General features: G+C 38.6%; 6 protein-coding genes. All 6 read right to left on the reverse strand.

Features of this window, described 5'->3' with window-relative positions; all coding sequences use genetic code 11:
* The coding region (locus BM305_RS18215) for an ACP S-malonyltransferase (RefSeq protein ID WP_207649516.1) at nt 1–623 on the reverse strand (623 nt) is incomplete at its 3' end.
* A 28-nt stretch (nt 624–651) separates the two neighbouring features.
* A complete protein-coding gene (locus BM305_RS18220) occupies nt 652–2,613 on the reverse strand; it encodes a beta-ketoacyl synthase N-terminal-like domain-containing protein (RefSeq protein WP_092564332.1) in 1,962 nt (653 codons plus the stop codon).
* 21 nt (nt 2,614–2,634) lie between these two features.
* Nucleotides 2,635–3,594 (reverse strand): ACP S-malonyltransferase, encoded by a 960-nt coding sequence (locus tag BM305_RS18225; protein ID WP_092564334.1) that lies wholly within the window; start codon nt 3,592–3,594, stop codon nt 2,635–2,637.
* A gap of 61 nt (nt 3,595–3,655) precedes the next feature.
* Nucleotides 3,656–8,491 carry a beta-ketoacyl synthase N-terminal-like domain-containing protein gene (locus BM305_RS18230; RefSeq protein ID WP_177214804.1) on the reverse strand — a complete coding sequence of 1,612 codons (4,836 nt, stop codon included), beginning with the start codon at nt 8,489–8,491 and terminating at the stop codon, nt 3,656–3,658.
* Between the two features lie 23 nt (nt 8,492–8,514).
* Complete coding sequence (locus BM305_RS18235) at nt 8,515–13,188, reverse strand: type I polyketide synthase (protein WP_092564338.1); 4,674 nt, start codon at nt 13,186–13,188, stop codon at nt 8,515–8,517.
* A gap of 34 nt (nt 13,189–13,222) precedes the next feature.
* Nucleotides 13,223–13,673: hypothetical protein (locus tag BM305_RS18240; RefSeq protein ID WP_092564340.1), on the reverse strand; the 451-nt coding region annotated here is incomplete at its 5' end.

A 13,673-nucleotide genomic window follows, 5' to 3' on the forward strand; every position in this document is an offset into this window, starting at 1 on the left:
GGACTGTGAAATGGTGCACTTACATTCAGATAGCTGACACGGATTCCTTCTGCTTCCAGCTTCTCTGCCACTTCCTCTACCGCCTTCTTATCTCCTGACACCACATACTGGGTTCGAGAATTATAATTAGAGATAACCGCCTTTCTTCCTTCCCGGCTGGCATTTTTGCAGATTTCTTCTAGCTTCTCTGCCTCTCTTGTTCCTGCCGCAATCATTCTCCCCTTATCTACAGGAACTGCCTCCTGCATAAACTCTCCACGCTTTCTTACAATTCTTACGGCATCCCGAAACGCAATTCCGCCTGCACAGGTTAATGCAGAGATTTCTCCCAGACTATGGCCTGCCATAATGTCTGGACGGATTCCTTCCTCTAAGCAAATTCGGTACATCGCTGTACTAACTGTCAGAATTGCTGGCTGTGCATGATACGTCAGCGTCAGTTCCTCCTTGCTTCCTTCCAGACACATTTTCTTAAGATCATACCCTAATGCTTCACTTGCCTCGTCAAACACTTCCCTTGCCGTTTTTGACTTTTCACATATTCTTTTTCCCATTCCGACATACTGGGCGCCTTGTCCTGAAAATAAAAATGCTCTTTTTTCCATATGTTTTCTTATCAGCACCTGTTCTATGCTAATAATGCCTCCTTTTCTAATGATTATCGCCTTGTTCCGTACTTTTTCCTGCCTTAATATTTTGTAGTATGAATTTTAACTGGTTCATATTTTTATCCTTAAATACCCAACAGCTTTCTCTATCAAAAATATACTTAGGAATTTTACAAAATTCTGCCCCACAGTCCTGATACAGTTCCCCAAATAAGAAACTTTTTTGTTGTCCAAATTCAGCAGCAATTTCACATAATGTTTTATCACTAACGGAAGTATATCTTATCTTTGTGTTCTTCTCCTTCTCTGTAACCTCATGTTCTGCAAAAACAATCTCCTCTGAATTTAGTTCCCCTCGCAGAACCATTTTCAATTTTCCAATTAAATCTTGAACATCATGAGCAGCTATTGCCAGTCTGTATTCTCTGAAAATCATCCGCTTGGTTGATGCCGTATAGCAAATATCCAATAAGTTTACATCCTTTTCTTCCGATAAAAACGTAATATACTGTTCTATCATTTTTAGCATAGACTTTTTTGTTTTTGTCGTCAAAATAAATAATTCCTGTTCTCTTTCTCTCTTTTCCTTCTTTTCAACTGCTGGCGGCTCTTTCAGCACAAATACCATATTAGTCCCCCCATATCCGTAAATATGAGAAACGGCATATCTGGAATGTCCCTCCTGGCAAATCCATTCCTTCGGGATGTCACTGACATAAAAAGGACTCCTGCACAAATTTACAGCATCCGTCGGTGTACAAAAATGATAAACTGGAGGAATTATTTTTTTCTTTAATGCAAGAGAACACAACATCATGGAAAATACACCAATAGACGATTGCAGGTATCCATAATTTGCAATTCCACCTAAGCCACAAAACTGTTTTTTATTTGTAAAACGGTTGAATCCAGCTATTAGTCCTGACAGCTCAATTCCCTGCTCCATTTTATTGGGATATCCTTCATCAATTAAAAATCCGATATCATTTACATCTACCTGGGCATCTTTAAAGGCATTTACCGTTGCTGTTTTCACATCCTCCATACAGCTTTGAGTGAAATTGCCGTCACTTCCATTATTATTAAAAGACATGCCACTGATGATACCATGAATGGAATCTCCATCTTCTATGGCTTCCTTCAGGGATTTTAGAACAAGCACGCCCATTCCTTCCCCAATATACCCTCCACCTGGATTTTCATCAAACATTTTTGTAATTACATCATCAGGATGCAGGAAAATCCAGTTGGACATATTGCATCTTTTTATTGGAGTCAGATCAAACAGCATACCACCAGCAATTGCAGTCGAGCATTGTTTCGTTTTAATGGCCGTACAGGCATTGTGAATTGCCACCGCCGCTGAAGGACAGCTGGCATCCACCATATAAGCCATCCCTTTTAAATCAAAACATCCTGCAATTCTTGTTGCCAGTCCACTGGTAATATTAAAAAGATTTCCTTCTAATGGTATGGAATAAAACTGGTTCTCCAGACACATCTTTAAATAAGAAAAATAGGTATCCTTTGTAAAATTGTTTCCCAGAAATACACTCATTTTATTATTTTGAAGCTGTTCACCCAGATATCCCGCATCCTCTAATGCACGGTAAACAACTTCCAAAGAAATTCTTAAGGATGGAGGCAGATAATCTGCTTCTTCTTTTTTAAAACCAAAAAAGCTATAATCAAACATATCCAGCCCGTCCATATAGCTGCCCTTAGAAAATTTAGTCTCCTCATTGATTGTTGAAGACGGCATATTGGATCGGATTAAATCAATACGGCTTTTTTGGCATCGGTGAACCTTACCATTTTCCTTTACAATAGTATCCCAGTATTCTTCATAGTCTTCTGTATCCTTCAGCCGGCATCCCATTCCGATAATGGCAATTTCATCTTTCATATTAAGTTTTTTCACTAAATTTAAAGCGGCATCTTTGCTAATGTTTCCCTGTTTTAATTCTTGCAAAATATATTTTGAAATATCGTTTACATTGTACATTGTTAACCTCTTTTCATCTCATTAATTAACTGTATCCTTGAAGCTTTCCTGAAATTCAATGAAGGTTTCCTTCTCTAGTTTTTCTAGTCGTTTTTTTATTTCATCCTTTGTTGTTCTTTTAATTGCAAAATTTTCCTTTACTTTTTCAACGCATAAGTTCCAGTCATCGTCCGATATTTTTGTCCCACCACCTTGCAATGATACATCCAGCACCTTTTTTACCGCTGAATAGCATTCCAGTATCTTTTCCTGGGATTCCTCTTCTGGATTATAATTCTGTGTACTTGCAATAACGGCAAGGAGCCTCCGTACCCCGTACTGCCTGTTAAAAAATTTCTTCATCTGGAAATTTTCCAGAATATAAGCAGAATCTCCTTCCCGATCAAGCCAGGTAAATGCTCCACAGGAAACGTTTTGCAGCCGATCGGATAGTTTATGATCTGGTCCTATTTCCAACAGAAGCTTTCCGTCCATTTTCTGAATGATTTCATTCCATTTCCTGTCATCTGGAGTATTCCATAAACAATACTCTATTTCCTCTAAAATATCTTGTTTTGACTGAGGTAATCTCCCTTTGGATAAACAAATGGTTTTGGAACTAGCTGTTTCTACTACAGCCCCTGAATTCACCTTTTTTTTCTGAAGCATTGATATTGCATCTTGTTCCTTTAAAACCCCTTCGCAAACCAATGCTGCTAAATATCCTGTTCCGTAGCCAATCAAGGTATCACACTCTGTTTGATATATTTCCTTCCAAATCTGATAAAACCCAATGCTGGTAAGGAGTACCGCAACCCGTTTAGAAACAATATCCCAGTCATAATCACAATTTTCATAGATAAGCACATCCTTCAGCTTCATCCTAGAATACTTTTCAGCCCTCTTAAGAAGATTCTGAAAACTTTCAAAATTTTCATATATTTCAATTCCCATTCTTCTGTAAAAAGAATCTTCGTTTGGAAAAACAATTGCTAAATTCATATGGTTCTGTATGCAGCAAAGAGCTGCATATCACTCCTTTCCTTTGTATTTTTCTGTTAGTCTATTCATTTTCTTCGTCAAAAAAATCAATCATATCTTCTACGTCAATTTCGCCTTTTTCAAACTTATCCATCATTTTTTCGTACTGGTTGGTATCTTCTACCTCTGTACAAGCATCTTCCCTTTTTGAGTCAATGTATGCTGCCATTTCTTCAATGGTGGAATAGGAAAACATATCCGAAATGCTCAGACAATCTCCGTAAATCTGATTTAACACTTTTAATACCTCTGTAGCAATAATCGAATCTCCGCCCATAGAATTAAAGCTTTCGTAAATATCAATTTCACTTAGATTTAATACCTCTGCATAAATATAAGCTAATTGCTTTTGTGTTTCTGTATAGTCGTCTGCATTTCCTAAAATCAGCAATTCCTCTGGATTAAATTTTCTGATATCTGCCTTACCGTCAGACGCATTTCTCTTTTTGTATCTTTCCAGATTCTTTTTAATTTTTACTGACAGGTTAACAGGCATATTTTCTTCCCCGATCTGAGCCAGAAAAGCATAATTTAAATCACTTGGAATTACATTGCTGATATTATGATTTAAAATACTGTTTAACGCCAGAATACCTTGGGAATTGGTCACTGCTTGAAACAAGGTAACGCTGTCCGCAACCTGATAATCTGCTGCCATTCCCGTTTCGCTCCAGGCTGGCCAGTTAATGGACTTAGCCTTGATTCCCTGGTTTCTAAGGTATTGGGAATAACCATCCAAAAATGTGTTTGCTACTGTGTAATCGCCCTGACCTGCGCCGCCAAATACAGTCTGCATGGAAGAATATAAAATGAAGCAGTCCAAATTTTCTTCTTTTGTTAATTGACTTAACACAGCTGTTCCATATATTTTTGGATAAATAACCTCATTAAATTTGTCCACCGTCTTTGTATATAAAAATCCATCTCCGGCAACGCCTGCACAATGGAGAATACCATTGATTTTACCGTATCTATCCTTTAACTCTTCTACTAATTCTTTCATCTGCTCATAACAGTCTGCCTCTGCATAGCGGATTAACACATCAACCCCATTTTCCTCAAGATTCATAAGGTTCTTAATCAATGTACAAAGCTTTCTGTTCTCATTTTTCTCAAGTATATCCTTCCATTCCGAACGGTCTGGTACCTGCTTTCTTCCCAAAAGGCAGATATGTCTGGCATTATCCAGATATAAGGCTGCTTCAGCTCCCAATCCTCCTGTACCACCAGTGATCAGATAAACACCATCCTGCTTAACTGTAAATTTGGTCTCCTCCGTCTTAGAAAGTTCAACACCTGACAATTGTTCTACATAACGGACATTGTTTCGAAATGCACTTCGGAATCTGCCGTCTGCACTGAGCATTTCTTTGACAAGCTGATTAGCTGGTGTGCTGGCATCTATATCCAGACATCTGTAGCTATGGTTGGTACATTCCTGAATCAGAGTCTTTGCCAGTGACAGAAAAGCTCCATTTAGTGGATTTATTGGATCTGATTCCTTTACAGAATGACCATAACTAGATACCAGTACCAAATCGGTATGTCCTTTTATTTCTTTCTGTAATGCTTTGGTAAGGAACAACAGGCTGTATACCCCGTCCCCCATAAGCTTGTCATACTCTTCTAGTTCAATTGTTTTACGCTCCAAATCAATAGTACTCATATGGTAAACAGCTGAAAAAGAAGTTTGCCCTGTCTGCTGGATAAATTTCACATAGTCCTCTTCTGTATTGACTACATAATGGTTTGCATCTATCCTTTCATAGCTGTCACCTGCTGTCACGTAGTATAATTTATTTTTTCCATTATCAATGTACTTTTCTAATTCCGAAACATAAGAATTCTGACCAAAAATCATAATATTTCCTTCTGGAATTATCAGTTGTTCTGAAGACGGCTGCTTTTCGTCTACTTCCCATGTCACATGATAATATTTGTTAGCTACATAATTATTAAACTGATTTACCTTTTTCGTTGCATATTCTCCAATTGTGGCAATTACATTTCCATCCAAATCAGATAGTGTCACTTCAAAAGTTAAAATGTCGGCTCCTAATGAACCTTCTTTTTTCACTAATTTACTATAGAAATGCCCAGGCAGCTTCTTATAGATTTTCATATCCGAATAATAGAATGGAAGATATAATTCAAAACCAGTAAATGCTTGTACCGGTAAATTTAGCGCCGCATCTGCCATACTTGGGTGATACTGGTATTCTTTTAAATCATCCTTAAACTGTTCTGCAATCTTCACCTCTGCAACCAGGATATCCCTATCCCCTTCTTTGTACTTAAACATCTGATTCACACAACGCCATCTAGGTCCAAGGTACACTCCGTCATCAGACTCTTTTTCTGTTAGATGGAATGAAAAATCTTCTTTTTCCTCTATCTTTTCATAATCCCCAAAGGAAATCTCTTTTTCCACAATACCATCGTGAATACCAATTCTTCCCTCTGCATGTTTCTCCCATACTTCATTGTCCTCTTCGTCCATTTTTTTGCTGACAACTGTAAAACTAGCTCCATTCTCTTCATCTGTAATAATAATATGTGTTTCCACAAAAGGCTCATCATTTCTTACAACCAGCGGCGTTAAGAAATGAATATCGTGAAACATTACATTATCGTTTTGAAAGTGCCTTCTGCATGCTTCCTTACAAACTTCAATGTATGTAGTCCCTGGTACAATATTACTTCCCAAAATTTTATGTTCCTGAATCATCCAGTGCTTATCAAGGCTGAACTTAATTAAATACACGCTTTGATTGATTGTTTTAACCAAACATTTTTCAACAAGCGGATGAAACTTCTTTCCGCTGTCTTCGATATCTGCCTGAATCCGAGTTACCTTTTCATCTCCCCAATAAACTGTTTTATCAAATGCATAGGAAGGAAGAGAAATTTTTCTTGCATTGGTATTGGCAAACAGCCTGCTCCATTCCAGGCTTGCACCCTTTACGTACAAGGAACAAAGCTTGGTAAGCATTGGAACATCATTTTTCAGGGAATGGCTCATCATTTCCTCAACAATTTCATTTACCTGAGTTGTTATCTCTCTGAATCCGCTCTCTGAAATTTCCCCATCAGCCTTATGTTGACGCTTATCAGATACTATACTGTGCTTGGAAAAGAATATTAGCTTTTCCTCATCTGACTGGATTCCCTTCTGACATAAATACTGGATATTGTCTGTTAATTTACTATAGTCATCAACAATCATAGCAATACGATATTCGTAATGGCCGCGGCATTCTGTTGTTGTAAAGCTGAGATTCTGCAAATCAATTTCACTGCGGCTTTGAAAAAACTGCTGGTACTTTTTCAGTAATGCCTTCAATGATGTTTCTGTTTTGGCAGAAAAGGTAACTACCTGATTTTCCTTTGTTCTGCTGACAGTAACAGGTTCTTTAAACTCTTCTACAATTACATGACAATTTGTTCCACTAAATCCAAACGCACTGACCCCTGCCCGCAAAGGATGTTCCTCATCCTTCCACTGACTTTTCTTGTCTACTATATAAACAGGAGAATCCACAAAATTAATATGAGGATTTGGCTCTTCAAAATAAATACTTGGCGCTAATGTATGGTGGTTCATGGATAACAATACTTTTAGCAGACTTGCACAGCCAGAGGCTGCAACCAAATGTCCAATATTTGTCTTAACAGAACCGATTCCACAAAATTGTTTTTTATTTGTATATTTTTCAAATGCCTTGTTTAATCCAAGAATTTCAATGGGATCTCCTAATAATGTTCCCGTTCCATGAGTTTCAATATAACTGACAGACTCTGGTGATACCTTTGCATTTTTCCATGCACTAATGATTACATCACTTTGTGCGGCTGGATTTGGTGCGGTTAATCCATTGGATGCACCATCATTATTGATAGCACTTCCTTTAATCACACCATAAATATGATCCTTGTCTTTTATGGCATTTTTCAGTGATTTAAGAACAAATACCACAATTCCTTCTCCAAATACAGAGCCAGTTGATTTTTTATCAAAGGTTCTAACTTTATTGTCCTCGGAAGACACTGCACTTAATGCCCCTCCATCTGTGTCCTTTGTCTCTTGCTCTGCTTCACTGTCACTGCCACCTGCACCAATAGAAATACCACCAGCAATTGCCATATCACACTCACCATTTTTAATGGCATTGCACGCTGCGTGAACACTGACAAGCCCTGAAGAACACGCAGTATCAATTACCATTGCCGGTCCCCGCAGATTGTATAAGTAACTAATCCTGCTTGCCAGAATACCTTCCCAGTTTCCCGTTAATTTCATCGGATCTGGCTCTGTCAGCAGTTTATAATAAATGCTGTTGGAATAATCCTTTCCCACATACACACCTGTATTAGTATCTCGTATATTATTCACACTGTAGCCAGCATCTTCTAAAGCACCCCATGCCGTTTCCATAAATACTCTCTGCCCTGGATCAATATACTTTGCTTCCCTAGGTGATATGCCAAAAAAACTGGCATCGAATTTGTCGATATCATTAATGAAAGCCCCAATATATTTTTCCAGATTTTGTCCTTCTTCTTCATCGTAAGGTGACAGCTCTAATAATTCTGCATAGTACGGATTTTTAATTGCCTTTTCACACAAAATCTTTTCTGGTGGCTTTGAAACAAAACAATTTCTCCCATTTACTATATTATCCCAGAATTCATCTGTATTATCTGCCATCGGCAATCTGCACGACATACCAATTACTGCAACACCATCTGCCCGTTCTCCCTTATTCTGCTGCAGCTCCTTTAAAAATATGGCAGCCTCTTCCTGCGTTATTTCTTTACTTTCTAATTGTGTGAGAATATATTTTTTAATATTATTCATTGCAACCGCCTCTCCTTTTCCCATTAAATTAAGTGCTCCATCATATCCTTACTAATATCGCCGTTAACAAACTTTTGCAGCAAATCATCAATCTCTTCGTCATCTTCCTCAATTGTTTCAAACACCACTGGCTTCTTCTTTCCTGTTTTGGAATCAATATATTCTGAAATTTCCAATACGGATGAATAGATGAAAATATCTGTTATAGACATAATTCCTGGATATATTTTATTGATTCCCTTATGAAGGGCAGCTGTTAATAGTGAGTTTCCACCAGCTTCAAAAAACTTCTCATTTACATCTATTTCTGAAACTCCCAGCGTCTGTGCCCATATTTCAATAATCTGTTTTTCTGTATCGGTCAGCTTGTCCATACTTTTTCCAGTTATAATGACATCACTTATTTCATTTACGTTTTTTTGTTCCCTTACTACTTCTTCCCTGTCCTGCTGAATTTCCGACATATCTATTTTTCTTTCCAATTCCTCTCTTTCCCCTTCTGCTGCCCTCATTCGTATTCTTCCTGCCAGAACCCTTGTCCTTTGCCATTTTAAAATATGTTCAAACGCTGCTGCTCCTTCTGCATCAGTTAAGAATTCTACTATACCTGCTTCTGTATCCACCTTGTTCTGGTATGCCATTCCTGACTCACTCCATCCGGTCCAGTTTACTACCATACCCTTAATGCCTTTTCTTCTAAGGAAGTAAGAAAAGCTGTCCAAAAATGCATTGGCAGCAACATAGTCACTTTGTCCTGCCGAGCCAAAAACGGAAGCAAATGACGAACACATCATAAAAAATCCCATTGAATCCTGTTCTGTCATTTTATATAAATTCCAGGTTCCTTCTACCTTAGGATTTAATACGGCTTGAAAGGTATCCCATTCCTTTCGGTAAATGAATCCATCTCCTTTAGCTCCTGCAGCCTGAATTAATCCATCAATATTTCCATGCTCCTGATGAATCCTGTCAAAGACCTTTTTTAACTGGCCAGTATCTGATAGATCTGCTTTCACTAGATGCACCTTTTTGTCAGCGGCCCATTCCAGAAATAATAACTGCTTCTGATTACAATTTTCCTTTATCCATGACAACTCCATACTTTCATCAAAGCTGCGGTTCAAAAGAAAAAGCGTGCTGTCAGGGTTTATTTCCAATATGGTTCTGGCAAATGTAATTCCCATACCGCCAAACCCTCCTGCAATTACATAAACCCCCTTTTCATTCAGTGGCAGCTTATCCTTTTCCTGATTAGGTCTGATAGCTGACAGTTTCTGAATATAGCTCTGATTGTTACGTAATACGGTAATAAACATGGTGCCTGTCTCAAATATTTTTTGAATAATCACATCCTCTGCTGTAGCATCGTCCCGGTCAATTACTTTCAACTTTAAGTTGTTATATTCTGCGGCTATACAATGCCCTGCCTGGACCAGCATATTTTCTGCTGGATTGATTCCTTCTTCCTCTCCCGTAACTTCCATTGCCAGCTTTGTTAAAATCGTAAACTCCACATCATAACTGATATTACAATGTAAAATGGCTTTGACCAAATAAAACAACGCCTTCATGGAATCTGTATTTTTAATACCTTCCTCTTCTGCTGTATCTGGGTCATACCGATAGATCACATCTGATATTCTGCTGTGAGAAACAGTGGTAACTGCCTTATTAAAATCCTCTTGACTGTTTCCTGCCACAATGTATTTTTCTGAATCCTGTTTGTAATTTTCTCCAATTGCAAGTACGATTACTTCCTTTCCTGACTGAAGCTCCAGAGATTGAATGAATGTTTCTTTCTGGTACCCTTCCTTACAAATAACAAGTATTTTTCCTGCCTTGTCCGAACTATTCAGTTTCTTTTCCTTTTCAATAACCCATTTTATTTCATAATACTTATTCTGCTCTTCTTTCTGATTTGCAATAAAAGCTTCTGGTCTTCTCACCCGTTTCAATGCATATTCTTCAATATAGCCTATTTCCTTACCGTTTTCATCATAAATTGTAATATCAAATACAGATATCTCTTCTTCCTTCTTTTCTGTTCTTTTTCTAAGATAACTATAAAATCTATCAGGAAGTTCCTGGGCAAACACAGCTTTTTTGTAGGAAAATGGTAAATGAAATCCTTCTGTCAGCACATTTCCCACGTTTACAGCACCATCCAGCAAGGTTGGATATAAATAGAACTGTTTGCGTTCCTCCTCCAGACTTTCATCTAGACTCATGTATTCTAGAATTTCTGTTTCATTGAACCAGATTTTTTTTGTATTATCCCACCGTAGTCCAGATAATTTTACAATACCATCTGATTGGGAAAAGCTTTCTTGCTCCAGCATCCTGCACCTTTTCATAATCTGCTGAAGATCTGCATTTTCCTTTCCAAACTCGCTTTCTTTATTTCTAGCTTTTATGCTCATTTCAACATGACACACCCAGTCCTCTTCCGTCTCATTACGGCTGGCAATAGCAATATCTGTATGTTCCGGTCTTGTATTTAAAATTATGTTTAAAATACGTCTTTCTCCCTCACCACAAACCAACGGTGACATAAAAACAACATCGTTAATTTCAATCTGGTCCGTCTGAAAAACCTGTCTGCCTGCAAAATGTGCCATCTCAATATAGGCAGTACCTGGCAGCACATAATAGTCATTTATTTTGTGTTCCTTTAAAATCCACTGTAACTCAGGAGCCATTTCCGAAGCGTAAATCCTTATCCCATACGTATTGGCGGTACACTCCTCAATAAATGGATGCAGCATCGTTTTAGAAACTGGCTTTTTCCCTTTTTCCTCGCTGCACTTCATTTTTAACCAGTGCCTTTTCCCTGCAAATGGATAGGTTGGTATATTGATTCGTTTATAATCGCCTCCATAATAGAGTGCCTTCCAGTCTGGATTTGCTCCACCAATATACAGACTAATAAAAGCTTGTAGGATTTCTTTGGACTGGTCCTCCTTCATTTCGTGAAGCAGATAGTCAGCTTGGGCAGACAGCTTCTGCTGTTCTTCCTCTGTAATACATCGTGAATCTGTTTTCATCTTCCTATCTGTTATTTTGTGTTCATCATAATAATACTCTTCTGCCTGCTTTCCTATCGTTTCTTCCGTTAAATTTACACTAAGAAAATCTGCTTTACTCTTGACTATAACCGCAAGTCTGCAAGTATAATGCCCTCTTCCCGCATTAGCAGTGTAACAGAAATCTTCAAAATCACAGTCTGGATGCCTCATAAGAAATTCCTGATAACTTTTAAAAATCTGTATAACCTGTACTTTCGTTATGGCTGACATAGTTACGATTTGATATGGGTTCCTTTGCTGTTTATTTTCCTTCTGTTTTGATACATATTCCTCTAGAATCACATGACAGTTGGTTCCACTAATTCCAAAGGAACTAATTCCACATCTTCTTGTCTTCCCCTCTTGTTCCCAGTCTCTTACCAGATCATTTACAACCATAGGTGAGGCTGTAAAATCAATTTTTTTATTTGGAGTCTGAAAATATAAACAAGGAGGCAGTTTTTTATATTTAAGCATCATAATGACTTTTAGTAATCCCGCCAATCCCGCAGCTGCATCCAAATGCCCTACATTGGTTTTTACCGAACCAATATAGCAGAATTGCTTTCGGTCTGTATACTTTTCAAATGCTCTCTTGAGCCCCTCCATTTCCACTGGATCACCTAGATTTGTTGCTGTTCCATGGGCTTCTACATAAGAAATCGTTTCGGGTTCTATTCTGGCGTCCTTCCACGCATTTACAATTACATCCTCCTGTGCTGCCACGTTGGGGGCAGTAATCCCTATAGAACTGCCATCCTGGTTGATACTGCTTCCTTTAATTACCGCATAGATAGAATCCCCGTCCTCCTGTGCCTGGACAAGTGGCTTTAATACAACGGATATCACTCCCTCTCCTCCACCTGTACCATCTGCACTATTATCAAATGTCTTCGTTCTTTCGGAAGAGGATTCTATTCCCATATGTTCTCTGTTTTTTTCCGCTGGAAGAATTGCTAAACGGATTCCCCCTACAACTGCCATATCGATTTCTCTGTCCAAAAGCTGTTTACATGCCAGATGCAAAGCTACTAGTGAGGAGGAACATGCCGTATCGGTTATCATGGCAGGCCCCCTCAGATTCAGAAGATAGCTGATTCGGCTTGCAATAAGAGAGGTAACATTTCCCGAAACAAGTACTCCGCTATAGCCTTCACTTTCTTCCTCTGCCAGTTCTTCATACTGGGTTCCCATTTTACTATATCCAACGTATACGCCTGTTCTGGTTCCCTTGATCAAATCTCCGCCATATCCGGCATCTTCAATTGCGGTCCACGCAGATTCCAGGAAAAGTCTTTGCAAGGGTGACATCAGCCTTGCCTCTGCTGGTGTAATATGAAAGAACTCTGCGTCAAACAAATCAATTCTGTCCAGATAGGCTTCCTGTGCAAGTTCGTCCGGCAGCCCTCTTTTGTACTTTTTCTGGTATATATCATTCACATCTTTCCATCTGCCATTGGGAAAATCGCAAATCATATCCCGGCCATTTCTAACTGCCTCCCAGAATTCTTCTGCACTTTTCGTACTTCCAATTTGTGCATGAATTCCAATTATCGCAATTCCCTGTGCCTGCTCTGTCATTTCGCATTCTTCAGGCTGTTCTGAAAAATTATTTAATACGTCGAAATTCATACTAACCTCCACTTATCATGATCTGGACACTACTTTATTTCTTTAGAAATATATCTTCTGTTCCTGTATCCCGGAATAACTGCTTGAACCGCATCTCCTGCTCTTCTTTTTCTGTCTGTTTTGTCTCAAATATTTTTTTCAGCAGCTCCATTGCCTGCTCCATCTCTTCCCTGGTTGCCTTTCGATTCTCTTCCTCTGTCCTTTGCTCCATCTGACGGATTTTCTCGTATGGCTCCTTTACTCCTGTCTGGTAATCCTCTTCCTTCCAGTTGTTGTTTTTCGTTGCTACTGCAATTCCCAGGCATCTGGATAAAAACGGTATGGTTGTCTTCTCAATATATGCTCTCAGCTTCTCCTGCTCTTCCTCTTTGTCATAGGCATATATCTTAATATCTGATATATTATGTTTCATCAGGCTGCTCAGAACGTTTCCAGGCCCAAGTTCCACTCCATGGGTTACCATTTCCCGTTTCAGATAATTCATG

The organism is Anaeromicropila populeti, assembly GCF_900112775.1.
GTDB lineage: Bacteria > Bacillota > Clostridia > Lachnospirales > Lachnospiraceae > Anaeromicropila_A > Anaeromicropila_A populeti.